Source organism: Actinoplanes sp. NPDC089786 (genome assembly GCF_040684855.1).
In the GTDB taxonomy this organism is placed as follows: Bacteria; Actinomycetota; Actinomycetes; order Mycobacteriales; family Micromonosporaceae; genus Actinoplanes.
Window position 1 is genome coordinate 325,971 of sequence record NZ_JBFBGU010000005.1, and the last position, 26,914, is coordinate 352,884.

26 protein-coding genes are annotated in these 26,914 nt (G+C 71.0%); 9 read left to right on the plus strand and 17 right to left on the minus strand.

Going from position 1 to position 26,914, the window contains the following annotated elements; all coding sequences use genetic code 11:
• Positions 1 to 198: 198 nt before the first annotated feature.
• Entirely contained in the window at positions 199 to 1,401 is a 1,203-nt protein-coding gene (locus AB0O15_RS19910) for a reverse transcriptase family protein (RefSeq protein WP_364320313.1), read from the minus strand.
• A 432-nt stretch (positions 1,402 to 1,833) separates the two neighbouring features.
• Here AB0O15_RS19910 and AB0O15_RS19915 point away from each other — a divergent pair, with 432 nt between their 5' ends.
• Positions 1,834 to 2,949 (plus strand): MerR family transcriptional regulator, encoded by a 1,116-nt coding sequence (locus AB0O15_RS19915; RefSeq protein ID WP_364320314.1) that lies wholly within the window; start codon positions 1,834 to 1,836, stop codon positions 2,947 to 2,949.
• A gap of 124 nt (positions 2,950 to 3,073) precedes the next feature.
• Here the strand turns inward: AB0O15_RS19915 and AB0O15_RS19920 are convergent, their stop codons facing one another.
• From AB0O15_RS19920 to AB0O15_RS19935, 4 genes are all read right to left on the minus strand, one after another.
• Positions 3,074 to 3,904, minus strand: coding sequence for an alpha/beta hydrolase (locus AB0O15_RS19920; protein ID WP_364320316.1), 831 nt, complete (start codon positions 3,902 to 3,904; stop codon positions 3,074 to 3,076).
• An 81-nt stretch (positions 3,905 to 3,985) separates the two neighbouring features.
• The gene (locus tag AB0O15_RS19925; protein WP_364320318.1) at positions 3,986 to 5,455 is read right to left on the minus strand and encodes a PH domain-containing protein; all 1,470 of its coding nucleotides are present in this window, start codon (positions 5,453 to 5,455) and stop codon (positions 3,986 to 3,988) included.
• Positions 5,452 to 5,937, minus strand: coding sequence for a PH domain-containing protein (locus AB0O15_RS19930; protein WP_364320320.1), 486 nt, complete (start codon positions 5,935 to 5,937; stop codon positions 5,452 to 5,454). Before AB0O15_RS19930 ends, AB0O15_RS19925 begins: the two co-directional genes overlap by 4 nt.
• Positions 5,937 to 6,392 carry a GNAT family N-acetyltransferase gene (locus AB0O15_RS19935; RefSeq protein ID WP_364320322.1) on the minus strand — a complete coding sequence of 152 codons (456 nt, stop codon included), beginning with the start codon at positions 6,390 to 6,392 and terminating at the stop codon, positions 5,937 to 5,939. The genes AB0O15_RS19930 and AB0O15_RS19935 overlap by 1 nt, the downstream gene beginning before the upstream one ends.
• Before the next feature lie 78 nt (positions 6,393 to 6,470).
• Here AB0O15_RS19935 and AB0O15_RS19940 point away from each other — a divergent pair, with 78 nt between their 5' ends.
• Together AB0O15_RS19940 and AB0O15_RS19945 are read left to right on the plus strand one after the other, a co-directional pair.
• The gene (locus tag AB0O15_RS19940) at positions 6,471 to 7,049 is read left to right on the plus strand and encodes a DUF2975 domain-containing protein (protein ID WP_364320324.1); all 579 of its coding nucleotides are present in this window, start codon (positions 6,471 to 6,473) and stop codon (positions 7,047 to 7,049) included.
• Positions 7,049 to 7,288: a helix-turn-helix transcriptional regulator gene (locus tag AB0O15_RS19945; RefSeq protein ID WP_364320325.1), complete on the plus strand. Its 240-nt coding sequence runs from the start codon at positions 7,049 to 7,051 to the stop codon at positions 7,286 to 7,288. Before AB0O15_RS19940 ends, AB0O15_RS19945 begins: the two co-directional genes overlap by 1 nt.
• Before the next feature lie 21 nt (positions 7,289 to 7,309).
• Here the strand turns inward: AB0O15_RS19945 and AB0O15_RS19950 are convergent, their stop codons facing one another.
• The 7 genes from AB0O15_RS19950 to AB0O15_RS19980 all read right to left on the minus strand — a co-directional run bounded on the left by AB0O15_RS19950 (position 7,310) and on the right by AB0O15_RS19980 (position 15,957).
• Positions 7,310 to 8,116: a hypothetical protein gene (locus AB0O15_RS19950; protein WP_364320327.1), complete on the minus strand. Its 807-nt coding sequence runs from the start codon at positions 8,114 to 8,116 to the stop codon at positions 7,310 to 7,312.
• A 41-nt stretch (positions 8,117 to 8,157) separates the two neighbouring features.
• Entirely contained in the window at positions 8,158 to 8,976 is an 819-nt protein-coding gene (locus tag AB0O15_RS19955; protein ID WP_364320329.1) for a slipin family protein, read from the minus strand.
• Positions 8,977 to 9,174: 198 nt separating this feature from the next.
• A complete protein-coding gene (locus tag AB0O15_RS19960) occupies positions 9,175 to 10,017 on the minus strand; it encodes a carbohydrate ABC transporter permease (protein ID WP_364320331.1) in 843 nt (280 codons plus the stop codon).
• Positions 10,014 to 10,973, minus strand: coding sequence for a sugar ABC transporter permease (locus AB0O15_RS19965; protein ID WP_364320333.1), 960 nt, complete (start codon positions 10,971 to 10,973; stop codon positions 10,014 to 10,016). The genes AB0O15_RS19960 and AB0O15_RS19965 overlap by 4 nt, the downstream gene beginning before the upstream one ends.
• Positions 10,970 to 12,358, minus strand: a complete 1,389-nt coding sequence (locus AB0O15_RS19970) for a substrate-binding domain-containing protein (RefSeq protein ID WP_364320335.1) — start codon at positions 12,356 to 12,358, stop codon at positions 10,970 to 10,972. Before AB0O15_RS19970 ends, AB0O15_RS19965 begins: the two co-directional genes overlap by 4 nt.
• Positions 12,359 to 12,361: 3 nt before the next feature.
• Entirely contained in the window at positions 12,362 to 14,134 is a 1,773-nt protein-coding gene (locus tag AB0O15_RS19975; RefSeq protein ID WP_364320337.1) for a glycoside hydrolase family 2 TIM barrel-domain containing protein, read from the minus strand.
• Positions 14,131 to 15,957 carry a beta-L-arabinofuranosidase domain-containing protein gene (locus AB0O15_RS19980; protein ID WP_364320339.1) on the minus strand — a complete coding sequence of 609 codons (1,827 nt, stop codon included), beginning with the start codon at positions 15,955 to 15,957 and terminating at the stop codon, positions 14,131 to 14,133. The genes AB0O15_RS19975 and AB0O15_RS19980 overlap by 4 nt, the downstream gene beginning before the upstream one ends.
• Before the next feature lie 158 nt (positions 15,958 to 16,115).
• On the opposite strand from AB0O15_RS19980, the gene AB0O15_RS19985 reads away from it, so the two are divergent.
• A complete protein-coding gene (locus AB0O15_RS19985) occupies positions 16,116 to 17,111 on the plus strand; it encodes a LacI family DNA-binding transcriptional regulator (protein ID WP_364320341.1) in 996 nt (331 codons plus the stop codon).
• On the opposite strand, the gene AB0O15_RS19990 is transcribed toward AB0O15_RS19985, so the two are convergent.
• Entirely contained in the window at positions 17,108 to 18,067 is a 960-nt protein-coding gene (locus AB0O15_RS19990) for an AsnC family transcriptional regulator (protein ID WP_364320343.1), read from the minus strand. The two genes, AB0O15_RS19985 and AB0O15_RS19990, sit on opposite strands and share 4 nt — an antisense overlap.
• 110 nt (positions 18,068 to 18,177) lie before the next feature.
• On the opposite strand from AB0O15_RS19990, the gene AB0O15_RS19995 reads away from it, so the two are divergent.
• A complete protein-coding gene (locus AB0O15_RS19995; RefSeq protein WP_364320345.1) occupies positions 18,178 to 19,707 on the plus strand; it encodes a DHA2 family efflux MFS transporter permease subunit in 1,530 nt (509 codons plus the stop codon).
• A 92-nt stretch (positions 19,708 to 19,799) separates the two neighbouring features.
• Here AB0O15_RS19995 and AB0O15_RS20000 read toward each other — a convergent pair whose 3' ends face one another.
• Positions 19,800 to 20,375 (minus strand): XRE family transcriptional regulator, encoded by a 576-nt coding sequence (locus AB0O15_RS20000; RefSeq protein ID WP_364320347.1) that lies wholly within the window; start codon positions 20,373 to 20,375, stop codon positions 19,800 to 19,802.
• A gap of 65 nt (positions 20,376 to 20,440) precedes the next feature.
• Between AB0O15_RS20000 and AB0O15_RS20005 the strand changes: the two genes are divergently transcribed.
• Together AB0O15_RS20005 and AB0O15_RS20010 are read left to right on the plus strand one after the other, a co-directional pair.
• Positions 20,441 to 21,103, plus strand: a complete 663-nt coding sequence (locus AB0O15_RS20005; protein ID WP_364320349.1) for a class I SAM-dependent methyltransferase — start codon at positions 20,441 to 20,443, stop codon at positions 21,101 to 21,103.
• A gap of 12 nt (positions 21,104 to 21,115) precedes the next feature.
• Positions 21,116 to 21,586, plus strand: a complete 471-nt coding sequence (locus AB0O15_RS20010; RefSeq protein ID WP_364320351.1) for a DinB family protein — start codon at positions 21,116 to 21,118, stop codon at positions 21,584 to 21,586.
• A 119-nt stretch (positions 21,587 to 21,705) separates the two neighbouring features.
• Here the strand turns inward: AB0O15_RS20010 and AB0O15_RS20015 are convergent, their stop codons facing one another.
• Both AB0O15_RS20015 and AB0O15_RS20020 read right to left on the minus strand, forming a co-directional pair.
• On the minus strand, positions 21,706 to 21,891 hold the full coding sequence (locus tag AB0O15_RS20015) for a hypothetical protein (RefSeq protein ID WP_364320353.1): 186 nt from the start codon (positions 21,889 to 21,891) through the stop codon (positions 21,706 to 21,708).
• 90 nt (positions 21,892 to 21,981) lie between these two features.
• Positions 21,982 to 24,300 carry a LuxR C-terminal-related transcriptional regulator gene (locus tag AB0O15_RS20020; RefSeq protein WP_364320355.1) on the minus strand — a complete coding sequence of 773 codons (2,319 nt, stop codon included), beginning with the start codon at positions 24,298 to 24,300 and terminating at the stop codon, positions 21,982 to 21,984.
• Positions 24,301 to 24,430: 130 nt separating this feature from the next.
• Between AB0O15_RS20020 and AB0O15_RS20025 the strand changes: the two genes are divergently transcribed.
• Positions 24,431 to 24,733, plus strand: coding sequence for a hypothetical protein (locus AB0O15_RS20025; RefSeq protein WP_364320357.1), 303 nt, complete (start codon positions 24,431 to 24,433; stop codon positions 24,731 to 24,733).
• Between the two features lie 55 nt (positions 24,734 to 24,788).
• Positions 24,789 to 25,937, plus strand: coding sequence for an FAD-dependent monooxygenase (locus tag AB0O15_RS20030; protein WP_364320359.1), 1,149 nt, complete (start codon positions 24,789 to 24,791; stop codon positions 25,935 to 25,937).
• Here AB0O15_RS20030 and AB0O15_RS20035 read toward each other — a convergent pair.
• Complete coding sequence (locus AB0O15_RS20035) at positions 25,925 to 26,728, minus strand: DUF4142 domain-containing protein (protein ID WP_364320361.1); 804 nt, start codon at positions 26,726 to 26,728, stop codon at positions 25,925 to 25,927. The two genes, AB0O15_RS20030 and AB0O15_RS20035, sit on opposite strands and share 13 nt — an antisense overlap.
• Positions 26,729 to 26,914 lie beyond the last annotated feature (186 nt).

Below are 26,914 nucleotides of genomic sequence, written 5' to 3' on the forward strand. Positions count from 1 at the left end.
TAGGTCGCCCCGCCATCGGCGAGACTTGTTGGTTCCAGGTTTGGTAGCCGCCCGGAACGCCTCAGGCCACGTACCTCCGGCTTGTCATCGCCGGGCCAAGCAGCAAGGCCACCGCTGCGCCGAAGGCGGTTTCCCGGTCGATCCGGCGGGGGTTCGCGGATTGTCCGGGGCAAAGGGGGCGGCGGCCGTCGATGAGGGTCAGGGTGTGGAGCGTGCCTGTTCGAGCAGGTGGTTGAGCTTCGCGGCGCGGGACGGGTGGTGGTGGGACATCCAGGCGACGCGGCCGGCCAGGTGGGCGGCGAAGTCGGGATGGCCGTCGCGGTTCGCCGCCGCGAGTCCGTGGGCCGCCGCGTTGTGCAGGATGGCACGCAGGCGGTCGTAATCCTCGCGGGGCACGGCCGGGCGTACGTTGACCACCAAGCCGGTCAACGACTGCCGCTGGGACCGGCGCCGGATCCGGGTCTTGCGAGGGTGGATCTGGAACCCTTCGTCGTGGACGATCTGGCCGGCGAGCGTGACCAGCCGGTCGATGCGGCGGTTGCTCAGCGTGCCGGAGAAGGCCAGGTCGTCAGCGTATCGGGCGTAGGTCAGGTCGAAGCGGTCGGCGAGTCCGTTCAGCCGCCTGTCCAGCCGGAAGGCGCACAGGTTGGCCAGAGCCGGAGAGGTGGGCGCTCCTTGCGGCAGGTGCGGTTGGCGCAACAGCGCGGCAAGGTGGGGATCGGGTGCGTCGCGCAGGACGTGGGCCGGCGTACGCGTGGTGGTCAAGGCGGTCAGCGCGTGCGCGACCGGCTCGGGATAGCCGATGCCGTGGAACAGCCCGTAGATTCGCGCCGCCGTGATGCTGGAGAAGAAGGCGCGCAGATCCATGCTCACCAGCACGGCGTTTCCGGCGTGCGTCCGGGCGAAGGTGTGTGCTCCCCGGCCGGGCACGAACCCGTGGACACCATCGTGAACGGGTACCGCCGACAGGATCTGATCGAGCAGCTGGCGTTGCAGGGCCCGCAGGCGCGGTTTCGGGGCCTCGATGAGCCGGTGCGCAAGCCACGCGTACCGGAAGTGGCGCAGCTTTTCGTCCCGGGCCTGGCGGTTGATCTCGCGGCGGTCGGCGAACCAGTCGAGCGCGTCGCCGTCCACGCCGAGGAACGCGGCGAGTTCGGTGAGATCACCGATGCCGGGGGCACCCCATCGCATCTTGACGACTCGGGTCGGTGCGGCGATTCGATGCCGGATAGTGGCTCGCCGCACCGCCGTCGGCGGCGTGCCCGGCAGACCGGTCAGGAACCGGCGTAGCTCTCGGGGCCGGTCGGCCGGTGCGCGCGGATAGGCCAGCAGCACGGCGTCGACCAGCCGCCGTGCCCGCACCGCGCGGCCGCCGGCCACGGAGCGTACGGCCGCGATCATGTCGTCGGGCTGCCAGCTCGTGGTGAGCAGGGCGTCGGCCAGGGCGCCCGCAACCTGGGACGGAGGTTGTAGGCGCGGCGCGTGCCACGTCGGGGCGGCAGCGTGCCCCGACGATTCCCGGTCGTGCCTGCGCCGGACTGCGCGAAGCGCGGAAGCGCGCCGGCGATGCGCTGCGGTAGTCAATCAAGCTTCCTCGGGGTTACCCCGAAGAGCCCTCGCCGCCGAGAACGACGTGCGACGGCCAGCTCGGGACACGCTGCCACCCAGCCAGCATAGAGACCTGGACGAAAGTGCGGCGCAGGCCGATCGAGAACAGGACCACCAGCAGTCCGCAGACCACTCTGCCGCCGATAAGGGACGGCGCCGACCGCGGTCCCACACCGGCTCGGCGGGCTTGTCCCTCACGTGGCGTCATGCCGCATAGTCGCGGGTGTGGAGGAGCACCTGACTGTGGGACGCGTGGCCGAGCTGGCCGGCGTAACCGTGCGCACGTTGCATCACTACGACGAGATCGGGCTCATGCGGCCGTCCATGCGAACCGCGGCTGGACATCGGGTCTACTCCGCGGGCGATGTGAAGCGGCTGCGGGAGGTGCTCGCGTACCGGCGGCTGGGTTTCGGGTTGAGCGAGATCGCTGAACTGATCGGCGACCCGGCCGCCGACGCGGTTCCGCACCTGCGCCTGCTGCGCGGTCTGCTGGTGGAACAGCGCGACCGGGCCGCGGCCATGGTGACCGCGATAGACCGGGAAATGGAGGCACGAGCGGTGGGGGTCAGGACGACGCCGGAGGAACATCCGAGGGTGTTCGGCGCGCAGTTGTACGACGACATCGGGTCCGCCTACCCGGCGACGCGGCGCACCGAGCCGCGGATCGCCGCGCGCATCTGGGAGGCGATCGGGGACGCGCGGACCGTACTGAATGTGGGGGCTGGAACCGGCTCGTACGAACCGCGTGACCGGGAGGTCACGGCGGTGGAACCCTCAGCGGTCATGCGGGCGCAGCGCCCGGCCGGCGCGGCGCCGTGCGTGGCCGCCAGCGCCGACAGCCTGCCGTTCGAGGATCAGTCGTTCGATGTCGCGATGGCGGTCAGCACCGTTCATCACTGGCCGGACCCGGTCGCCGGGTTGCGTGAGATGCGGCGGGTGGCCCGCCGGGTGGTGGTGTTCACGTACGACGCCGATGACACCGGCTGGCGTCAGCGGTTCTGGCTCACCCGCGACTACCTGCCGGAATTCGCCGACCTTCTCGTCGGCTGGCCGTCCCTGGCCGATATGACCCGTGCGATCGGCGGACATGCGGAGCCGGTACTGATCCCGTGGGACTGCGAAGACGGCTTCTTCGAGGCACACTGGCGCCGGCCCGAGGCGTACTTGGAAGAGCACGTCCGCCGCGCGGTATCGGTGTGGACCAGAGTCGGGCCGCAGGCCGAGCAGCGAGCGGTGAGCGCACTCCGCAAGGATATTTCCTCGGGCCGGTGGGCCGAACGCAACCGGGACGTCGTCGCCCTTGACGCCGCGGAGCTGGGCCTTCGCCTGCTCGTAGCCTGAATCACCGCGCGTCAGCGTCGGCTATTCCACCACGCGACCTGGAGACCGGTTGTCTCGGGCTGAGCGCAACCGGTCTCCAGGTCGCGAGGCCCCTGACCCGGGCCGCCAGGCGGCTGACTCGAGGTCAGGCCGCGAGGCTGCGGGCGGATGCGGTGAGGAAGGCGGCCACCTCGGTGAAGAACTCGTCCGGGGCGAGGCTGTGCACGCGGTGGCCGACCGGGATGGTGGCGAGGCGGGCGTCCGGCAGCCGCGACGTCATCTCGGCCAGGCGGCGCGGCGGGATGCAGCTGGTCGGCCCGCCGGACAGGACCAGCGTCGGCTGCCGTACCTCGTCGAGGCACGACCACCACCCCGGGTCGGGGCGCGTCACCTGGCGGACGATCGACCACATCGCGAACAGGTCGAAGTCGCGCCGCGCGGCCAGGATGCCCGCCGCGGCGGCCAGCATCCCGAGCCGGCTTCCGCCGTGCAGCGACGGCAGGACAAGGCGTCGGCCAACACGATCAGGGCCAACACGATCAGGGCCGGCCGGAAGCGGGGCCGCGGCACCAAGCGGGACGGCGCCTCGCGGCGGCACCGCCGGGTCTTCCAGGACGAGCCGCGCGACCCGGCCGGGGCTGTGCAGCGCGGTGGCCAGAGCGACGTACCCACCGATCGAATGCCCGACCATGACCGTGTCGCGCAGCGACAGCGCCTCGAGCACCCCGAGCAGGTCGACCCGCAGGGCGTTCAGCGAATAGTTGCGGCACCGCTCACTGTCACCGTGACCGCGCAGGTTGACGGCGACCACCCGGTAGCCGGTCAGGCGCGAGGCGAGGCGATCCCAGGTGTCGTGCCGGCTTCCGGTGCCGTGCAGCAGCACCGCCGGCACGCCGCCGGGATCGCCGCACTCGCGGTAGCCCAGCCGGACGCCGTTCACCTGGACGGTTCCGACCGTCGGCCACGCAGCTGCCACGGACTCTGTTTACCAGTCGTTTCAACAATGACGAACCGGATTCAACGCAATAGTCATGGATGTCTCACCTGCGGCGGTTCCTCAGGTTCGCTCCAGGAACGGCGTGAGCAGCCCGGGCAGCGCCTCGTCGGCCACGTCCAGGCCGGTGCTCGTGCCGACGTCGCGGATGGCGTACGCCCCGGCCCCGGCCGCCGTGGTCGCCCGGATGGTGGCCAGCCCGGCCCGGCGCTGGAAGATCGACTGCCGCACGGTCCACCCGATGATCCCGCGCCGCTGGAGCGCCACCGTGGAGCGGCGCACCGACCCGCTGCGCGCCACCAGATAGCCGCCGGTCAGCCCGTGCCCGAGGCCGCGGTACGCGTCCAGGGCGAGCAGAACCGCGATGGGTACGGCCACCACGGCCGTGATCCACGCCAGGTGCAGCAGCACCTCGGCGACCAGCACGCCGAGCACCACCAGCGGCACTTCGAAGGCGGCCACCCCGGCCAGCGCCCAGCGCAACCGGCGCCCTCGGGCCGCGACCGGATGCGGTGACAGCCGCACCGCCATGGTCGGCGACACGTCCTCGCGCAGCACGTCGGCGGCCACCCGGTCGGCGACCGCGCGCGGGGCGGCCGGCAGCAGCGTACGGTGCTGGGCCTTGTCCTTCTCGGTCCTGGTGGCCAGGCCGGTGGCGACCGCGTCGACCCGGGCCGCCCCGGCCAGCCGCGACCCGATCGGCTCGATCAGGTCGACGCCGCGCAGACGGTCCTCCTCGATCGAGATGGACCGCGTGGTGAACAGCCCCCGCCGGACGCGCAGCGTGCCCCCGGCCTCGCGGTCGAGCCGGTAGGACCACCAGAACTCGACCCACAGCCCGAGCGCCCCGATCGTGCCGACGACCAGCGCGACCACGGTCAGCACCGCGATCCCGCCGATCAGGCCGAGCCCGCCCAGCAGGTCGATGGCCCAGTCGACCACCCCGGCCGACGCCCCGAACCAGTCGGCCACGTTGAGCACGCCGCCGAGCGCGGACCCGCCCAGCACCGGCCCCACGAACGACAGCGGCGCATACCGGATCCAGGCGGGATCGAGGACGGCCAGGGACGAAGCCGGCGAAGCGGCCCGCGACAACAAGGCTCGCCGCAACGCGTCACCGGTGTCACGTGTCACCGGTGACAACTTCACGGTTCCGTCATCGGCCTGCTCCCCGGTGCCGATCCGCACCGCCACCAGCCCGAACACCCGCAGCAGCGGGTCGGCGACGACATCGACGGTCCGGATGCGATCGCGCTGGAGGCTTCGCCGGGTCCGGACGAGCACGCCGGTGTGCAGCTCGACGCGGTCCGGCCCGACGCGGTAGCGGGTGACCCGCAGGCGCAGCCATTCGGCGATCACACCGGCCGCCACGATCACCGCCGCGCCGGGCAGCGTCCAGGCCAGCGCGACCGCCCAGGAGATGTCCGACAGCCCGATCGCGGTCGGCACGCCGGCCAGGATCGCCACCCCGGTCATGAAGGCCGCCGAGACCCACAGGCCTCGCCGGTCCAGCCGCTCCCAGGCGCCGGTCATGTCGCGTCGCCCGGCACGGCCTGGGTCTTGGCGGTGAGCTGCTCGGCGACCTCCGCGGCGAGCGCGTGATCGAGGCCGGGCATGGTCACCGCCCCCTTGGCCGACGCGGTCGTCACGACCACGGTGGCCAGCCCGAACCGCTGCTCCACGGGACCGCGCCGGGTGTCGACGGTCTGGATCCGCGACAGCGGCGCCACCCGCCACTCCTGCCAGAAGAAGCCGGTTCGCGTGTAGACGGCCGTGTCGGTGACCTCCCATCGATGCACGCGGAACCACCACCGGGGCAGCGCCGGCACCGCGACCACGCCGGCCACCGCGCCGATCAGGGCCGGCAGGAGCAGCCAGAAGCGGGCGGGCGAGATGAGCACCCCGAGCAGCGCCAGCGTGAGCACCGGCACGGCGAACAGGATCACCAGGTTGGCCGTCCACCAGCCGATCGCGCGCTGGTCGACGGGATTACGCGGTGGCCGCAACCGAGTCATCAGCCCAGTGTCCGGGTGAAGAAGACGCGACGAAACCCGTCGTCCTCGGTCCGATGTGTCTCGCGGTAGCCGCGGCGGCCGTAGTACGCGATGTTCTCGGTCATCGCCTCGTTGGTGAACAGCCGGATCTCGGCGTACCCACCGGCCCTTGCCTCTTCGTCGGCGAGCGCGAGCAATCGCCCGCCGACCCCGCCACCCTGCGCTTCCGGCGCCACCGCGATCACGTCGAGGTGCAGAAAGCCGTCGCCCGGCTCGAGGACGAGCGCGCCCACGATCCGCTCGTCGACCTCGGCGACCCGGCAATACCCCAATCCGATGGGTACGCCGTAATCGACCGTCATCGGCCACGGCTCCCGCCCGATCCGCGGCACGTACTTCTCGAATGCCCGCCGCACCACCCCGAGCACGTCCTCGGCGTCCCCGGCGTCGGCCCGACGCAGGCTCACCTGATCCATCCGTCCCTCCAAGCCCGCTTGACAACCCGTCGCATCATATCGACTATCAATACATCGAATATCGATAAGGAGGCCGTCATGGCCGAGCGTCACCGCCCGTTCGCCCTCATCCGCGCCCTGCTCCAGATCATGGCGTTCGGCAACATCCTGGCGATCGTCGCCCAGGTGGTCCAGCTCGACGGCCCCGCCACCCGTCGCTTCGAGGTGCTGCCGTCGGCGCTGCTGGCCACCCAGCCCTCCACCGAGCTGCGCATCCAGGCCATCAGCGTGTCAATCCAGGACCCCGGCGTCTATCAGACGGTGCTCGACCTGCTCGCCGGTCCGCTGCCGCTCGACCTGGCCACCCTGCCGATGATCTGGTACGCCCTGCGCCTGCTCGACCGGATCACCGCGACGCAGCCGTTCACCGAGGCCACCGCGACCGCCCTGCGCCGCCTCGGCCTGGTCGTCCTGATCGTCGGCGCCGCCTCCGAGATCGTCCGCAACGTCGCCGTCTACCTCCTGGAGGCGACGGTGGTGCCGGCCGGCGCGCGGATGTTCGTGTTCGACTACACGCTCAGTGTCTGGTGGCTGATGCTCGGTCTGGTGCTGTTCGCTTTCGCTCAGATCATCCGGTACGGCCGGAGCCTGCGCGCCGAGCTCGACGAGGTCATCTGATGCCGCCGGAGGAACAGCACCGTGTCGCCCTGCACCTGGACGCCCTGCTGGCCGCCAAGGGCCTGACCCTGACCGAGCTGGCCGACCGGGTCGGCCTGACGCTGGCCAACCTCTCGATCCTCAAGAACGGCCGGGCCAAGGCCATCCGCTTCAGCACCCTGACCGCCCTCTGCGACGCCCTCGACTGCCAGCCCGGCGACCTCCTCGAGGTGACCGACCGAACCGGCAGCCGAACCTAGGCCGTGTCTCACGACCTGTCGCTAGTTGAACCAGTAACCCGCGATCGGACGGTCCTCGCTCGTCCCGAACGAGTAGTCGTACTCGGCGTTGCCGCCGGTCAGGTCGTAGTCGAGGTAGATCCGGTGCTCACTGGGCCGGAACACGCCGAGTTCGTCGCCACCGTGGCCGTCCCAGTCGCCGACGACCGGACGGTCGCCCGGCCGGCCGAAGTAGATCCACTTCTCGGTCACGCCGTCCAGGTTCGTGTCGAGGTACCAGCGTCCCTCGGACGGCCGGAAGACGCCGATGCCGGACCGCGCGCCCGGGCTCCCGAACTTGCCGGCCACCGGGATGTCGCCGGCCTGGCCGTACGAGAAGCTCCGGTTGGCCACGCCGTCGTTGTTGTAGTCGAAGAAGAACTGGCCGCTCGACGGGCGGAACACCCCGACCGAGTCGAGGTTGTCGTTGCTGCCGCCCGGCACGTACTCCCAGTCGCCGACGATCGGCAGGTCACCGTCGGCGCCGAAGGTGACCTGCTTGTTCGTGCTGCCGTCGTAGCCGTAGTCCAGGTAGAACGTCCGGTTCGACGGCCGGTAGACCCCGATGCCGTCCCAGCCCACGACGCCGAAGGTGCCGCTGAGCGGCAGGTCGCCGGACTGGCCGAACGACACGTCGGCCTGTGGCGTCCCGGCGTGGTTCTTGTCCAGGTAGAAGCGGTGCTCGGAGGGTCGGAAGACGCCGATGCCGGACTTCACGAGGTCGACGGCCGACGCCGGGCCGGGGTTCGCGACCACCAGCCCGGCGACGGCAAGGAGACCGGTGACACCGAAGGTGAGCAATCTACGCATTCATCCATAGTGGACAACGTTGATGGATGACGCAACAGGGGTCACTCGGTGGCGAGCCGGTCGCTGTGCTTGTCGAAACCGATGTAGAGACGGGCCTCGGCATTGGCGCCGAGGGCGCCCAGCGTCTCCAGCTCGCGCAGGCGGAGCAGGGCCGGGTGCTCGGCGTAGGCCTCGGCCGCCGCGGCCAGCCGGCGCAGCGCGTCGACCTCGGCGTCGGCCCGGATGCGCTTCGCCTCGGCGTCGGCCTCGGCCGACAGGCGCAGCGCGGCGGCCTTCGTGTTGGCCTCCAGGGCGTCGCGCTCGGCGCGCGTGCGGGCCTCGACCATCTGCGCCTCGGCCATCCGCTGCGCGGTGAGGACGCGGTTCATGATCTCCTGCAGGTTGCCGGGGAACGCCAGGTCCTTCACGTCGGCGCGGATGATCTGCACGCCGTACCGCGCCGAGATGCCCTCGACGTCGCGCAGGATGTCCTCGCTGAGCTGGTTGCGGTTGGTCAGGATGGCCTCGAGGGTCATCGACGCGAGCGAGCGCCGCGCGGCGAGCTGGACGTCGCTGTAGATGCGGGCCTCGTAGTCGGCGACCTGCTCGACGGCCGCCTGCGGGTCGATCACCCGGAAGTGCGTGATGATGTTGACCCGGACGGCCACCTTGTCGGCGGTCAGGATCTCCTGACCCTTGATGTTGAGCTCGCGCTCGCGCACGTCGATCGGGACGATCGTGACGCGCGGGACCCGCCGTTGCGGGAAGCGGCGCTGGGGCAGCTCGTACCGGCCGGGCTCGAGCACCTGGTCGAAACGTCCGTCGGTGTATCGCAGGCCACGGTATCCGCTGTGGACGATCACCTCGTGTCGGTCGGTCATGATGTTTCACCTCTGATGTTGCAAAGTTGTGGGAGGCCCCGGAGCGGTCCCGATGTGAAGGATCGGTCGCCAGGAGGACAACGGATCAGCGTGGTTTGAGCGCCAATGCATCCGTTGCGTAAGCGCGTACTTCTGAAGCCGCCGGGGCCGAGATCAATATGGCAGCGTCCGGCGGCCGCCCACAACGCAATAATGGGCTCACCGCTTGAGCCCGGACAGCGTGACCCCCTCCACGAAGTAGCGCTGGAGCAGGAAGAACAGGGCGACGATGGGCAGGATGACGGCCAGCGACGCGGCCATCAGATAGCCCCACTGCGCGGTGTAGGTGCTCTGGAAGGTGGCCAGCCCGAGCGCCAGGGTGAACTTGGAGTCGTCGCCGCCGAGGTAGAGCAGCGGTCCCAGGAAGTCGTTCCACACCCCGATGAAGGTGAAGATGACCACCACCACGACCACCGGCTTGGACAGCGGCAGGATGATCCGCCAGAACACCTGCCACGGGTTCGCGCCGTCGATGTAGGCGGCCTCGTCCAGCTCGAACGGGATGGTTAGGAAGAACTGCCGGTAGAGGAAGATGCTGAACACGCCGCCGCCCGCGCCGGCGAACCAGGCCGGGACGATGAGCGGGTAGAACGTGTCCAGCGCGTCGACCGACGACCACATGATGAAGGTCGGGACCAGGGTCACCGCGTACGGCAGCATGACGCCGGTCAGCAGCAGCCCGAAGACCAGGTTCCGCCCGCGCCAGCGAAGCCGCGCGAACGCGAAGCCGGCGAACGCACACGTGATCGTCGTGCCGGTCACCACGAAGAACTCGATCAGCATGGTGTTGAAGAGGTACAGGTAGAACGGCTGTGCGGTGAGCGCCTCGGAGAAGTTCGACCAGGCGACCGGGTCGGGCAGCCACTGCGGCGGGGTCACGAAGATCTGGCTGTCGGTCATCAGCGCGCTGCGGACCAGCCACACGAAGGGCGCCAGCATGATGACCGCGCCGGCCAGGAGCACGATCCACAGGGCGATGCGCCGCGCGATGGCCAGGGTCATCGCGCGCCTCCCATCTCGTAGAAGACCCAGCGGCGCGCGTTGCGGAACATCAGCACCGTCACGATCAGCACAATGATGAAGAGCACCCACGCGAGCGCGCTGGCGTACCCCATCTCGCCGTCGGTGAAGGCCTTCGTGTAGAGGTAGTAGATGTAGAACAGGGTCGAGTTGTTCGGGCCCCCGTTGGTCATGATGTAGGCCTGGTTGAAGGCCTGGAACGTGCCGATGACACCGGTGACCAGGTTGTAGAAGATGGTCGGCGTCATGAACGGCAGCGTCACGTGGCGGAACTTGGCCCAGGCGCCGCCGCCGTCGAGCGCCACCGCCTCGTAGAGGTCGGTGGGCACCCCCTGCAGGCCGGCCAGGAAGATCACCATCGCGTTGCCGAAACCCCAGGTGCTCATCAGGATCAGCGAGGGTATGGCGGTGCGTTCGTCGTAGATCCAGTTCGATCCGGGCAGCCCGGCCGACCGCAGCGCCGAGTTGAGCAGGCCCGAGTCGGGGTTGAAGATCCAGATCCAGAGCACCGCGCTCGCCACCGCCGGCACCAGCGTCGGCAGGTAGTAGATGGTGCGCCACAGCGACTTCCCGCGTACGCCGGTGTTGACCAGCATAGCCACGAAGAACCCGACGATGAGCACGGCCGGCACCGAGCCGAGCGTGTAATAGGTCGTGACACCGAGGGACTTCCAGAACAGATCGTCCGAGGCCATCCGCTGGTAGTTCTCGACGCCGGTGAAGCTGATCGGGGCGCCGATCCGCCAGTCGGTCAGGCTCATGATCAGCGACGCGATCATCGGCCCGACCGTGAAGATCAGGAACCCGAGCACCGCGGGCAGGGCGAAGAGCATGCCCCAGCGCTGTTCCGTCTTCGTCAGCCCGGACCGGCCACGCTTCGACGGACGGAGCGGCGGGGCGGCCGGCGCGGCCGGGGGCGCCACGTCGGTCGCGGTCATGACAGCGACGGAGTCGGGAAGCGGCCCTTCAGCACGCCGTCGTTGAGCTTGGCCGCGAGCGCGTTGAGCACCTTCGCGACCGGCTGCTTGCCGGTCTGCATCTGCTCGACCGCGGGCACCAGGAGCTTGTCGACCGCCTCGATGTTCTTGGTCTTCTGATAGAAGTACGCCTTCGAGTGGTTCAGCGTGTAGTCGATGACGGCGGTCTTGTACTCCGGCGGGTGGGCCTTGTTGTCGGTCCACAGCGCGATCTGGGCCGGGTCGGTGTAGTACTTCTTCTCCAGCGGCATCCACAGCCCGCTCGCGAACAGGTTCGACGCGGTCGGGTCGGACTCGTAGAGGTAGAGCTCGAGCGCCCGGTCGAGCTGCTTGGTCGAGCTGAAGATCGCGGTCGGGCCGCCCATCGAGGTGGTCGTCGGGGTGCCGTAGCTGGGCAGCACGCCGATGCCGTAGTCGGTCCTGGTCTGCGCGATGTCGAGCAGCGCCCACTGGCCGTCGATCGACATGGCGACCCGGTCCGAGGTCAGTTGCACGGCGAGGCCGGGCGCGTTGTTGCCGAGCTGGGTGGGCGTCGGCGCGACGCGGTGGACGTACATCAGGTCCATGATGTTCTGGAAGACCTTGATCGCCTCGCCACTGTTGATCATCGTGGTGGTGCCGGCCTCGTCGAGGAAGTCGACGCCGGCGCTCAGCAGCAGGCCGTACCAGGCGCCCGACCACAGCGGGGCGAGAGCGCCGAACCGCTTGATCTTCTTGGCGTCGAAGCCCGCCTGGTCCGGCCGCCTGCCGCTCTGGTCGACGGTGAGCCGGGTCGCCGCGGCGACGAACTGGTCCCAGTTCCAGGCCTTCGCGGCCTCGACCGGCGGCGGCTCGATGCCGGCGTCCTTGAAGGCCTTCTTGTTGTGCCAGAGCAGCATCACCTCCTGCGCGCCCTGGGTGCCGAGGGTGTGCTCCTCGTCCCACCAGAAGAATGTCTCGGGGAGGCGCTCCTTCAGCTGCGGGTACTTGTCGAAGTATTGCGCGATGTCGACGAGCTTCCCCTCGGCCGCGATGCGGTACGCCATCGGGGTGTTCAGGTACGACACGTCGGGGGCGCGGTTGCTGGCGAGCAGCGCGTTGAGCTTGGTGTCGAAGTCGTCGCCGGGCGTGAAGACCGGCTTGATCGTGCCGCCGCCGTTCTTCTTCTGGAAGCCCTGCAGCATCTCCTGGATGGCCTTCTGCTCCCCGGTGCTGCCCCAGAACATGTACTGCATCTCGGCGTTCGCGCCGCCGCTGCCGCGGTCGTCACCGCCGCTGCCACCGCAGGCGGCCAGCAGGCCGCCCAGCGCCGTGGCGCCGCCCAGTCGCAGGAGGTCTCTTCGACTCAGGTCAAGGGGTCCGGACATGGTTCACTCCTCGAAAGCGGCGGGGCGGGATTGGACGGCACGCAGGCGGCCGATGTCGAACTTCGGCCGGCGCCGGGCGTCGTAGACGCCGTTCTGTTCCTGGAAGGTGTCGGTGAGCTGCGTGTAGCAGTAACCGAACATGCGGGGGTCGTCGAGCAGCACGTCGGTCAGCCCGGCGAACCGCGTGAACCACTCCTCGAGGTCGCGGACGCGTTGCCCGTAACCCCAGGACGAGAGGCGGTCGGGGTCGTCGGCGTCCTCGACCCGGCCGGCGTTCCACCAGATCCCGCCGTACTCGGACACGAAATAGGGCTGGCCGGCGTAGGGCAGCGAGATGGTGCGTCCGTCGTGCTCGTTGACGTACGCCTTTCCGGCGAGGATCCGGTGGAATTCCACCGGATCCTGCTCGTAGAGGTGGCTGTCGTAGACGTCGGCGACGGGAACCCGGTGTGAGTAGCCGGATGCGTCGAGAACCGGCCGGGTCGGGTCGGCCGCCTTGGTCGCCAGGTACATCGCGCGGGTCACGTCGTCGAGCTGGGTGATGCGGTCGTGCAATGCCTGCCAGGTCTCGTTGAGCGGGCACCAGCCGACGATCGACGGGTGATTGCGGTCGCGCTGAACGGCCTCGACCCACTGCGTCACGTACGAGGCGGTCGGCTGCTGTGGATCGCCGTCCACCGTGGACTGGGCCGCGCCCCAGTCGCCGAACTCGCCCCAGACCAGGTAGCCGAGCCGGTCGGCGTGGTAGAGGAACCGCTCCTCGAACACCTTCTGGTGCAGGCGGGCGCCGTTGAACCCGGCGGCCATCGACAGCCGGATGTCCTCCTCCAGCGCGGCGTCGCTGGGCGCGGTCATCAGCGTGTCCGGCCACAGGCCCTGGTCCAGCACGAGCCGCTGGAACACCCGTTCGCCATTGATCAGGATCGCGGCGCCGGCGATCGAGATCGAGCGCAGCCCGGCGTACGAGCCGACCCGGTCGACCTCGTTGTCATCGGTGTCATGCAGGCTGACCCGGAAGTCGTACAGGTGTGGGTGGCCCGGTTGCCAGAGGCGGCGGCGATCCTCGGGTACGACGAGCCGCGCGGCCGGGGCGAGCTCATCGTCGGCGCCGGCCGTGGCGGTCGCGACCACGCCGTCCGCGTCGGACAGGGTGAACGAGAGCCGAAGCCCCGGCCGGGTCCGGCGGAGCACGGTTTCCACCTCGAAGGCGGACGGGCGGGGCGTGATGCGCAGGGACTCGATGCGGTCGGCCGGGACGGCCTCCAGCCAGACGGTCTGCCAGATCCCGGTGGTGCGGGTGTAGAGGCAGGTGGCGTTGGCGTACGCGACGGACTGCTTGCCGCGCGCCTGCGGTCCCTGGGGCAGATCGCGGGCGCGTACGACGATCGTGATCTCCTGGCCTTTCCGGCGGGTGCCGAGGTCCGCCGAGAACGAGGTGAACCCGCCGCGGTGCCGGGCCACCTCGACGCCGTCGACCCACACCGTGGCGTCGTGGTCGACCGCGCCGAAGTGCAGCAGAACCTCGGCGTCCCAAGGGATCTCGACCGTGCGGCGGTACCAGACGGCGTGCAGGAAGTCGGTGTCGCCGATCCCCGAGGCGACGGACTCCGGCGCGTACGGCACGAGGATCGTCTGCGCCAGGTCTCGCTCCAGCAGGCCGCGTTCCAGGCCGCTGTCGCCGCGGTCGATCTCGAACTGCCACTCGCCGTTGAGGTTCAGCCAGCGCTCGCGGACGAGCTGCGGGCGGGGGTGTTCGGGGCGGGGAAGAGTCGTCATGCCGGCAGCCACACCTTCATCGGTCCGAGTTCGCGGTTGGCCCACATGAAGTACGGGATGGCCACCACGTCGGCGGCCGGGCCGTCCGGCCCGACGCGTCCGTGCAGCCGTACCGTGGGGATCCCGCCGAGGATGTCGTCGCGCTGCTCGACCGTGAAATCGTGATCGGCCAGCCCGACGTCGTCGACCGTGACACCGGTGTCCTGGTCGACCTGCTCGATCGCGTACACCAGCGGGCCGCGCTCGATCGCCACCGACCCCCGTACCGCGTCGACCCGGTGATGCCCCCGGACCGCGCGGGGCACCATCGGCAGCCGCAGCGTCACGACCTCGCCCGCCTGCCAGACGCGGCGGATGCGGGCGTAGCCCCCGGCTTCCACCTCGGCCGAGTCGAGCGTGGCGCCGGAGGCCCAGCCGGGGATCCGGACGGCCAGTTCCCAGTCGGAGGCGGGCGTGGCGACAATCTCGATGACGACGTCGCCGTCCCAGGGATAGCCGGTCCGGACGCGCAGCGTGACCGGGCCGGCCTGGATGTCGGCCGAGGCGAACTGGTGCAGCTGCACGCCGTCGCCGGTGGCGGTGGCGGCGTAGTGGTGGATCACGGCGAGCGTGCGCATCAGGTTGGTCGGGCAGCACGAGCAGCCGAACCACTCGTGGCGGCCGCTCGCGCCCATCCGGTTGTCGTACGGGATCGCGCCCTCGCGTACCTGCAAAGGGTTGACGTAGAAGTACTTGTCGCCGTCGAGCGAGACGCCGGAGAGCACCGCGTTGTAGAACTGGCGCTCGATCAGGTCGGCGTACCTCGCGTCACCGGTGGCAAGAAGCAGCCGCCAGCTCCACTGGGTCGAGGCGATCGCGGCGCAGGTCTCGCCGTAGCCGCGGTCGGTCGGCAGCTCGTACGGATCGCCGAAGGACTCGCCCTCCCAGCGCGCGCCGAGGCTGCCGTTGACGTACATCTTGGCCTCGACCATGTTGTCCCACTGCCGCCGCAGGATGGCCAGCAGCTCGGTGTCACCGGTCTCGATGGCGACATCGGTCACGCCGGAGGCGAGGTAGACCGCGCGGACCGCGTGCCCTTCGGGATAGACCGTCTCGCGTACGGGGATCCGATCGCTGAAGTAGGTCGAACTCCAGTGCTGCCAGGTGGGATCGGTCATCGTCCCGTGACCGCGGTGCTCGACGAAATATGAAGCGAGGTTGAGGTAGCGGCGCTCGCCGGTGACCCGGTACAGCTCGACCAGGGCCATCTCGACCAGCGGGTGCCCGCACAACTCCTCGCGCTTGCCCCAGCCGAACGTGGCGTCCAGGTGGTCGGCGGCCCGCCGGGCCACGTCCAGCAGCACGGTCCGGCCGGTGGTGCGGAACTGGGCGACCGCGGCCTGGATCATCGTGGCCATGTTGAAGATCTCGTGGTCGAACGAGATCCACTCGTACCGTCCGCGCTTGCCGGCCGCCTGATTGAAGGTGGCCAGATAGCCGTCGTCGTCCTGGGCCGCCCGGGCCAGCGCGCTGTACCTCTCCAGCCAGGCGTCGAGCTCTCCGGCCGGGCGCCGGCCCCGCTCCCAGGCGACCGCCTCCAGCCACTTGAACGCCTCGCCGTCCTCGAAGTTCGGGCCGAAGTAGGGCTCGCCGACCCGGCCGGCCGCGGCGTTCTCGAAGTTCACCCAGGCGCGCTGGCGCTCCAGATGGTCGTGTCCGCGGGGGATCGAGGTGCCGGCGTTCTCGGCCTGCAGCCGGGCCATGAAGCCGTCGGTGAGCCGGATGGCGTCGAACGGCAGGGGCTGGAGGGCGGTGGAGGCGACCGGTACGACGGGGCCAGGCATGTGGTTCGGCACGGTGCTCCTTGATGAGTCGGAAACCGTTTGGTAACACCGTGGCCCGCCGGAAACTGTTTCCGCAACATGTTTCCGCGTTAAGTTCCAGCGTTCTGGTGAACTCGGCGCTACTGTTTCCGGAAACATGACGGAACGCGGAGGCGAAGATGGAGAAGCGTGCGACGATCCGCGACGTCGCCAAGCGCGCCGGGGTCTCGCCGGGCACCGTGTCGAAGGCGCTCAACGGCACCGGCCAGATCGCACGCGAGACCCGCGCCCGCATCCTGGCCGCCGCCGAGGAGATCGACTTCCGGCCCAACGACCTGGCCCGCAGCGTGTTCGAGCGGCGCAGCTTCACGGTCGGCGTGCTGACCACCGACAGTTTCGAGCGGTTCAGCGTGCCGGTCATGCTCGGCGCCGAGGACGCCCTGGCCGGCGGCCGCATCTCGGTCTTCCTCTGCGACAGCCGCGACGACCCGATCCGCGAGCAGCACTACATCGACGTGCTGATGGGCCGCCGGGTCGACGGGTTCATCGTCACCGGCCGCAGCTCCAACGTCCGCGACCCGCTCCCGGTCGAGGCCGGCTTCCCGGTCGTCTACGCGCTCAGCCCGTCGTCCGACCCGGCCGACTGCTCGATCGTGGTCGACGACGAGAAGCTCGGGGTGCTCGCCGCCGAACACTTCCTGCGGATGGGCCGCACCCGCGTCGCGCACATCACCGGCCCGGAACACTTCGACGCGGCCCGGCTGCGGGCGCGGGGCCTGCGGACGTCACTCGCCGCGGCCGGCCACGAGCAGACCGGCCAGACGTACTACGGCAACTGGACCGAGGTGTGGGGCCGCCAGGCCGCCCAGATGGTGACGCGCTCCCACCCCGACGTCGACGCGATCTACTGCGGCAGCGACCTCATCGCGCGAGGCGCGCTCGACGGTCTGCGGGAGCTGGGCCGGTCGGTGCCGGAGCAGGTCGCCATCATCGGTACGGACAACTGGGAGGTGATCGCCACCGGCGCCCGGCCCACCCTGACCACCATCGACACCTCACTCACCCGGATCGGCCGGATGGCCGCCGAGCGCCTCCTCGACGCCATCGGCGGCAAACCCCACTCCGGCTGGGAACGCGTGCCGGGCGAGCTGGTCGTCCGCGGCTCCACCAACTAACCCGCGCCCTTGAAGTTGCGGATCACCGGTGCGGTTTCGATGGCCGTCACGCCGGGCAGGTCGGCGACCGGGCCGGTCAGGTAGCGGTAGAGCTCGCCGGCGTCGCCCGAGCGGAGGCTGACGAAGATGTTGGTGCGGCCGGTGGTCGCCGCGGCGTACGCCACCTCGGGTTGAGCCGCGAGGGCCGCACCCACCTCGGCCACCGCGGCCGGTGTCACGGTGAGCCACATCAGCGTCGGGACGGTGCCCGCGCCCGGGCGCTGGTCGATGTCGACGTCGAGATACAGGACCCCGTCAGCGCGCAACGCCTCGATCCGGCGGCGGACCGTCGTCGCCGGCGCCTTGGCCCGGTCGGCCAGCCACTCGACCGGGTGCCGCCCGTCCTCGGCGAGCAACCGCAGCAGCGCACGGTCGAGGTCGTCGAGCGAGACCGGCCCGGCCGGACCGGGTCCGGCGGCCGGCGGTGCGAGCGCCCGCATCTGTTCGTCGGTGAGCAGACCCGCCTTGAGCAGCGGGCTCGACGCGAGGCCGAAGAACACATGCAGCCGGGCGTGGGCGCTGACGTCGACGATGCGCTGCGAGCGGGGGAGCCGTTGCAGCAACGTGTTGCTGTCCCGCAGGTCGCGGGTGCTCGTGGAGCAGACGATCTCGGTGCCGCCCGACGTCAGGTAGACCCAGGTGGTGTCCGGCCGCCGGCTCAGCCCCTCGCCGATGGCGACCGCCGCGTCGGGGGTCGTGCGGGCCCGGATGAACCACTGGGTCTCGCCCAGCCGGGACAGGTCGGTCAGCCCGAGGACGCGGGCCTGGCCGGTCGACCGCAGCCGCCGATAACGCCGTGCGACGGTCTGGTCGGAGGTGCCCAGCACCTCGGCGATCCGGCGGAACTGAGCCCGCCCGTCGACCTGGAGGGCGGCGAGGATCTGCTGGTCGAGACGCTCCAGGGAGTCGAAAGCCACCGTATCAACGTACTCTCTCGTCGGTTTCCGCCACCTCGAGCCGCGCAGGCTGACGCAGGCCGCCGCCGAGCCCGACCATCGGCAGGTCCGATCTCGAAAGGTGGTCTGCCATGCGGAAATGGTCTCCGCTCGTCGCGGTGTCGCTCGGCACCTTCATGCTCCTCGTCGACGTCACCATCGTGAACGTCGCGCTCCCGTCGATGGCGCTGGCCCTCGACACGTCGTTCACCGCCCTGCAATGGGTGATCGACGGCTACTCCCTCGCGCTCGCCGCGCTGCTGCTGGTCGCGGGGGCGTGCGCCGACCGCTACGGCCGCCGGGCCGCGTACGTCGGCGGGGTCGCGCTCTTCGCCCTGGCGTCCCTCGCCTGCGGGCTGGCGCCGAGCCCCGAAGCCCTGGTCGCCGCCCGCCTGGTGCAGGGAATCGGGGCGGCGGCCATGTTCGCCGCCACCACCGCGCTGCTGCAGAGCAGCTACACCGGCCGCGACCGGGGTACGGCGTTCGGCGTCTGGGGCGCCGTCAGCGGCGCATCGGCCGCCGCCGGACCGATCCTCGGCGGCCTGCTCACCGAGGGCGTCAACTGGCGGGCCATCTTCCTGGTGAACATCCCGGTCGCGGTGGTGACCGTCGTCCTGACGTGGAAGGTGGTGCCGGAGACCAGGAACCCGGCCGGCCGGGTCGACTGGGCCGGCGGCGCGGCGTTCACCGTGGCCGCGGCGGCGCTGACCTACGCGCTCATCGCCGGCGGCGAACACGGCTGGTCCGGCCCGCGAACCGTGAGCGGCCTGGCGATCGCCGCGGTCGCGCTGCTCGGATTCGTTGCGGTGGAAAGGAAGCAGGCCCACCCGCTGCTCGACCTCCGGCTGTTCCGCAGCGCCTCGTTCACGGCGCTGATGATCGCCGCGGTGGTCCTGCAGGGCGCGGCGTTCGGCCCGCTCGCGTACGTGTCCGTCTGGTTGCAGTCGCTGCTCGGGCTCGGCCCGGTCGACGCCGGCCTGGTGGTGCTCCCGCTCTGTGTGGCCTCGTTCGTGGTCTCGGCGGCGGTGGGCCGGCTGCTGCACGGCATCTCACCGCGGATGCCGGTCGGCGTGGGGCTGCTGTTCATCGGCGCCGGCGCGCTGCTGATGACCCTGGTGGGGCCCGGCTCGGGCTGGGGCGCGCTGGTGCCCGGCCTGGCCGTGGCCGGCGTCGGCGTGGGCCTGGCGACGCCGGTCCTGGTCTCGGCGACGCTCGCCGCGGTCCCGCATGAGCGCGCCGGGATGGCCGGCGCCGCGGTGAACACCTTCCGCCAACTCGGTATGGCGCTGGGCATCGCGGTTCTCGGCACCCTCTTCTCCGGTCGCCTCGAAGACAGCCTGCACGCCACCGTCACCGACGCTCACGCGACCGCTGCGGGGCTGTCCCGGGGCGCGGCGCAGTCGATCCTCGCCCACGCGCCGCAGTTGAATGAGGCGGCGCATCGGGCCTTCGCCGACGGGCTGGACCTGATTTTCCTCGGCAGCGGCGTGGCCGCGCTGCTCGGCGGTGTGCTCGTGCTGGCTGTCGTCCGGCCGGCCGCGCGAAATCCACAGACCACGGTGCCTGTGGACAACTTCTCGATCGATCAGACCCGGGAGGTACATTCCTCGCCCACCCATTGAGGGCGGGGGCGGCGGCGGTGCGCCGGCCAAATCGCAAGATCATCTCTGCGGAGCGGGTGGTCAGGTCAGGATCGCGGGCCGGTCAGGTCAGGTCAGGGTCGTGAGACGGCGGGCGCGAGGTGGGCGCGTTCGCCCTGCGGGCCGAAGAGGGTGAGCAGCTCGGCCGGTTGGGCGCCGGTGCTGCCGATGGCGTGCGGGGTACGGGTGTCGAATTCCGCCGCCTCGCCGGGGCCGAGCTCGTACACCTGGTCGCCGAGCACGAACCGGACGTGCCCGTTGAGGACGTAGAACCACTCGTACCCCTCGTGGGTCCGCAACTTCGTCGTGCGGGAGCGGCCGGCGGGTGGGTAGATCACCTTGTACGCCTGCACGCCGCCGGGGCGCCGGGTCAGCGGGACGACCGTGAAGCCGGAGCGCTTGACCGGGCGCAGATGCACCCGGGGGTCGCCGGTCGGCGGCGCGGCCACCAGGTCGTCCAGTGGCACCCCGTGCGCTCGGGCGAGGGGCAGCAACTGCTCGAGGGTGGGCCGCAGCCGCCCGTTCTCCAGGCGGGAGAGGGTGCTCGCGGTCAGCCCGGTCTCGGTTGCCAGGCCGGCCAGCGTCGCGCCGCGGGCCTTCCGCAGGGCCCGCAGGCGCGGCCCGACCCCGGCCAGCACATCGTCGCTCATGAAGTCATCGTGCGGATCCGCAACAAATCTTGCAACAGGGAAACGTCGCGACTGATGCTGTGGGCATGGCGGAAACATTCTGGGACCGGCACTATCGCGGCCGAGCGGGCTGGGGCGGCCGCGCCAACCCACTTCTCGTGGAGACGGCCGGGCCGCTGGCGCCCGGCGCCGCGCTGGATCTGGGCTGCGGCACCGGCGGCGACACGATCTGGCTGGCCCGGCACGGCTGGCATGTCACCGGTGTCGACGTGTCCGGCCGGGCCGTCGAGGGCGTGCGGGCGCACGCCGCCGGTCTCGGCCTCGCCGACCGGGTCATGACCGAGCGGCACGATCTGGCCGACAGCTTCCCGGCGGGGGAGTTCGACCTCGTCTCGGCGCAGTACTTCCAGACACCGCTGGAACTGGATCGCGCCCGCATCCTGCGCACGGCCGCACACGCTCTCCGCCCGGGCGGGCTGCTCCTGATCGTCGACCACGGCTCCATCGCGCCCTGGTCGTGGAACCAGGACCCGGACACCCACTTCCCGACGCCCGACGAGGTCGCCGCCGAGCTCGGCCTCGACCCCGCGACATGGCCGGTGGTGCGCGCGGACACGCCCCGCCGCGAGGCCACCGGCCCCGGCGGTCGAACCGCGACCGTCGTCGACAACGTCCTGATCATCCGCTCGGTGAAGGACGCCCGGCCAAGGGCGCTCGGTGAAGCGCGCTTGGCGAAGGGCGCTCAGTGAAGGAGTAGACCGATGGCACGCACGAAGGACACCGGGCCGCCGGCGACCGCGGCCGACGAGAAGTCGACCCTGCTCGGCTTTCTGAACTACCTGCGGGACGCGATCGCCGCCAAGGTGGCCGAGGTGCCGGAGCCGGAGGTGCGCGCCGCGGGCGTACCCTCGGGAACCAATCTTCTGGGGTTGATCAAGCATGTGACCGCGGTCGAGCGTCTCTACTTCCTCGGCGAGCCGATCAGCAACCTGCGCCGCACGTTCCGCCCCACCCGCACGGAGACGGTCGAGGGTCTGCTGGCCGCCTACCAGGAGGCGATCGAGGAGGCGAACAAGATCGTCGAGCGGTGTACGGATCTGACGGCGCCGGCCCGCGGCGATGGCGGGCCGTCGATGCGGTGGGTGCTGGTCCATCTGATCGAGGAGACCGGGCGGCACGCCGGCCACGCCGACATCCTGCGCGAGCGGATCGACGGCGCCACCGGCCGCTGACACCGGTGTCACGCGGGCGGACCCACACGCCACCCGCCGTTGACACCGGTGTCTTGAAGAGGGGCCCGGACGCAGCTGGCCGTTGACACCGGTGTCACGCGGGCGGGTCCGGATGTGCCTCAGCAGTTGCCGAGGGAGCGGATCGTGTGGCCCGTGTCCCAGAGGTAGGTGAGCAGCGCCCGCTGGGTGGCCTGGTCCACCCGGGACACGACCACCTCGGTCCCGTCGGCCCGCGGTTCGGCCGACTCGACCTCGAAGCGGGACTCCAGGGTGGCGAGGATGCCCGCGGCGAGGGAGCCGGCCACGGTGACACGGCAACGGGTATTCACCCCAGCAGCGTGTCCCACGCGTCGCTGTCGGCGCACCACCCGGCGGCCAGGTCTACCCCGGTGCCGTCAGATCAGGCCGAGGCGGCGGGCGGCCGCGACCGCGTCGGCCCGGGCGCTCACGCCAAGCTTGCGATAGAGGCTCTTGGTGTACGCCTTGACGGTGTTGATCGACAGGTACAGCGCCGCCGCGATCTCCCGCTGTGACGCCGAACCGGGCAGCACTCGCAGGATCGACAGCTCCCGGTCGGTCAGCGGCTCGAACAACCGGCCGGCCTGGGTGGCGTCCCGTACCGAGGTGCGGCCGATCCGCTGCTCGGCCCGTTCCAGCCAGGCCGCGGCCACCGGCATGACCGGCTGGTTGTCGTCCACGAACTCGCGCGCCCGGGCGAGGGCGGCCCGGGCCGCGGCGCCGTGGCCGAGGGCGAGTTCGGCGTCGGCCAGGAAGACGAGCGCGGCGATCACGGACAGGTGCCGGCCGTCCGCGTCGGCGTTCCGGGTCGCCAGTTCGAGCAGGTTACGGGCCTCGTTGACGGCGCCGCGACGGTACGCCAGCCGGCCCTGCACGATGCGCAGCCCGGCAACGGCCGGGATCGCGCCGGCGCCCCACTCCCGTTCCGCCGCGTCGGCGAGCGGAAGGCCCTGACGCAGCAGCCGCTCGACGTCCTCGTCGCGGCCGAGCTCCAGCAGCGTGAGGCCGAGCAGGCCGCCGATCTGCAAGGTCAGCATCACCGGCCAGACGGCGGTGTCGCGCTGAGCCCACGCGTCGAGCAGACCCGGCGCCGCCTCCTCGAACCGGCCGTCCCGGGCGTACGCGCTGGCCAGGGTGGCCGACGCCAGGGGAGAAGGCTCCCCACCGGTGGCGACCTCGATCTCCACCGCCTGCGCGGCCAGCCGCACGGCGACCTCGGGCACCGACTCGGGCGTGCCGATGACCGAGCGCACGGTCATCAGGGCGGCTCGGGCATCGTGCCAGCCGAGAATCAGGTCACCCGGCCGGATGCGGCGTTCACCCAGGTCGAGCCAATGCAGCACCCGGGGGTCGGCGGTGGCGTTGCCCGGCCGGGCCGCGTACGCCAGGCTGAACGCGAGGTGGGGTGAGACGCAGTCCTCCGGCAGGCGTTCGGCGAGCCGCACGAAGGTGGTGGCGAGGCCGCGGTCGAGGAACCACGTCGAACCGTCCTGAAGCATCCGCGCCGCCCCGGCCGGGTCACCCGCGAGCAGTAGGTGGTGCACGGCGTCATCCCATCGGCCCTGGCCGGCGAACCACGCGGCCGCGCGGGCGACGACCTCGTTCCCGCCTTGCGAGAGCTGGTCTGCACCCGGCGAGAGCTGGTCTGCGCCAGGTGAGCGCTGGGACACGCCAGGCGAGAGCTGGTTCGCGCCAGGTGAGAACGGTGCCTCGCGCATCAACGCATCCCGCAGCAGGGGGTGACACCGATACCACTCGTGGCCGGCGTCCAGCGCGGTGACGAAGAGGTCGGCCCGGTGCAGCGAGTCGAGGATCCGGGCTGAGCCGGTGGTGCACAGGGCCGCGTCACACAGGGCGCCGGAGAGCCGCTCCAGCGGCGCGGTCACCACGAGCAGGTCGCGTTGCTCCGGGTCGAGGGAGGGCAGGACCTCGGACGCCAGGTAGTCCAGGACGTGCCGGTCGCCGGCCGCGGCGCCCTTGCGCAGGGCCAGCCCCACCAGTTGCAGGCCGGCCGCCCAGCCCTCGGTCCGGCGCCAGGCCGACTCCGCCGTGAGGTCGCCGGGCGGGCCGCCGGACACCGCGGTGACCAGGTCGGCCGCCTCGGCCGGGGTGAACCACAGGTCGTCGGCCCGCACCTCGGTCAGCTCCCCGCGAGCCCGGAGCCGGGCCAGGGGGAGCGGCGGATCGGCCCGTCCGGCGACGACCAGCCGCAGCGCCGGGGGCAGATAACCGAGCAGGAACTCGAGTCCCTCGTGGATCCGGGTGTCGGTGAGCACGTGATAGTCGTCCAGCACCAGAACGTGCCGGGCGGAGGACTCCGCCAGCTCGTTGAGCAGCATCGGCAGGGCGAGGTCGACGGGGTCCGTGCCCGGCGCGACCACCGCTTCGAGGGCGGCCGGACCGATCGCACCGGCCGCGTGCAGCGCGGTCAGCACGTACCGCCAGAACCGCACCGGCTCGTCGTCGCCCTCGTCGAGCGACACCCAGGCCACGGCCACGTCCGGCCCGGGGTCGGCCGCCCACCGGCTCAGCAGGCTGGTCTTGCCCCAGCCGGCCGGCGCCGCGACAAGGGTGAGCCGGGTCGAGGCGGCGCGAAGGTGAAGGTCGAGCCGGGGCCGGTCGACCGCGCCGGGACGCATCGGCGGCACCGCGTGCTTGACCGCGAGCAGCGGCCCGGTGAGGCGATCCGAGGTCATGACCTTCCCCCGACGTGGTGATCGTCAGCCGAGTGTGTCACCGGCACCCCGGGTGCACCTACCCCCGGGGTCACCCGGAGTGCCCGGAAGCTCTGCCTCGACATCGGAGACGGACGAGAGGTGGCGGGAAATGGCCGGGGCGGTGTCCCGGGCCCGGTGGCAGGTGCTGCTCAGCGCGCTCGGCGTCTGCCAACTTCTCCGGGCGGCGAACGCATCGCCCCTGGTCCGGGTCCTCGGCGTCGCGGGCGGCCTGGTGCTCATCGCGATCGCCTGGGCCGCGCGCCGCCGCGCCGCGCTCGTGGCCGGGATCATCGTGGGCACGGTGCCGTTCGCCGCGGTCGCCTGGACCGCCCTCGTCCCGGTTGTCCTGGTGCCGGTCGCCTTCGCGGTCGCCTGCCCGGTGTCCGCGACCACTTCGGTTCCGTCGCGCTGATCGTCCTTCTCGCCACCGCAATCCGTACGTCTCTCGCAGCCCAGGAAGGAAAGTCATGCCGCAGACCGACACCGACGTCCTGATCGTGGGGGCCGGCCCGACCGGCCTCACCCTGGCCGTCGCCCTCGCCGCCCAAGGCATCAACTACCGGATCGTCGACGGGCTCGCTGAGGGTGCCAACACGTCCCGGGCGGCCGTCGTGCACGCCCGCACCCTGGAGGTGCTCGCCCCGCTCGGCGTCGCCGAACCGCTCATCGACCTCGGCAACCCGGCCGCCCGGTTCTCGGTGCGCGACCGCGACCGCGTCCTGATGACCATCGACTTCACCGGCCTGCCCACGCCGTACCCGTACACGCTGATGGTCTCTCAGGCGACGACCGAGGCCGTGCTGCTCCATCGTCTGAAGGAACTGGGCGGCGAGGTCGAGCGACCGCGCCGGGTCACCGGCCTGACCCGCGAGGGCGACACCGCGGCGGCGGTGCTGGAGGACGGCAGCCGGATCACCGCCCGGTGGGTGGTGGGCGCGGACGGCATGCACAGCAAGGTCCGCGAGGCCGCGGGCATCCCGTTCACCGGCGCTGCGTACGAGGAGTCGTTCATCCTGGCCGACGTGAGGATCAGCGCCGACGTCAGGACCAGCACTGACACGCCGGCCGACGAGGTCATCCTCTACTTCGCACCGGCCGGCATGCTGGTCCTCGCGCCGCTGCCGGGCGGCGTCCACCGAGTGGTCGCCACGGTCGACCGGGCGCCCGAACATCCCTCCGTCGGCGACGTCCAGTCCCTGCTCGACGCTCGCGGGCCCAGCCGGCGCCGGGCTGTCGTCGAGGACCTGGTCTGGGGATCGCGGTTCCGGGTGCACCATCGCATCGCCTCCCACTACCGGGAGGGCCCGTTCCTGCTGGCCGGCGACGCGGCACACGTGCACAGCCCGGCCGGGGGACAGGGCATGAACACCGGCATCCAGGACGCCGTGGCCCTGGCCGAGGCGCTGGCCACACCGGACGCCATCGGGCGCTACGAGGAGACCCGCCGGCCGGTGGCGGCCGATGTCATCCGTACCGCCGACCGCCTCACCCGGCTGGCCACCATGCCGTCCTGGCGGCGCCCGATGCGCAACGCCGCGCTGACGCTGGCCGGGCTCGCGACACCGATGCCACGGGTGCTGGCCCGGCGCCTGTCGGGGATCGCCTATCGGTTGTAGTAGTACTGACGCCGGGATCGATAGGACGGCCGGCGGGATTGCAGGTCCCGCCGGATCAGGAAGAAGCCGATCGCCAGGATGCCGCCCACCACGCCCACCACGAGCGGCAGGGTGATCGGCGACCGCTGGGTCTGTGACACCGGCTTCTGGACCGGCGCCGCGGCCGCCGGGTCGGGCGCCGGGGGCAGCGCCTCGTAGTCGACCAGTTCGCTGCTCTCCAGCAGCGTCAGGTGCGTCATCACGAACTGGTTCGCCTGTTGGGCCAGCTTGCGTACGGCTTCGTTGCGCGTGCTCGTACGCACGGTCGCGATGGCCGGGAAGATCTTGCCGTGCGCGGCCCGGAGCCGGTCGATGTAGATCTGGTCGAACGGCTTGCCGACCTCGGAGTCGCGCATCTCGCGGAGCCAGCCCTGCTGGTCCGCGTTGGGCTTGTTGGGCAGGGTGATCTTCAGCTTCTTGGCCGCGGCCCGGGCGAACTTGTCGAGCTGGATGTGCTGGTCGGCGATGTCCCGGCCGATCTTCTTGATCCGCGGGTTCTTCGACTTCTCCTCGGCCATCTCGCCGGCCGGGATCTCCCACAGCCCGGCCAGGCGCACCTTGACCACCAGGTCACGGTCGGCCGCCGACAGCGATCCCTCGTTGCGGGACTCCTGGAGCTCACCGGGGGGCACCGGGACGCCGGGCTCGGCCAGCGCGGCCCGCGGACCCGGCTCGATCAGGAGCAGGACGACCGCCGCGAGCGCGGCCCACCACAGCCGACCCCACGAGAACGTCTGAACTCCGCCGTGCATACCAACCTCCTGGCCACCCGGGCGACGACACGCCCGACCGGGTGGTGATACGAGCCACGAGCCGAAACGGATCAACGAACAGCCGGACGGGTGGGACGCGGACCGCTCGCCGCCACCCGGCTGTCTTCGCTTCATTAAAGTCGAACTTGAGAAAGTTAATCTGCGAGCGTTGACGGCTTGAATTTA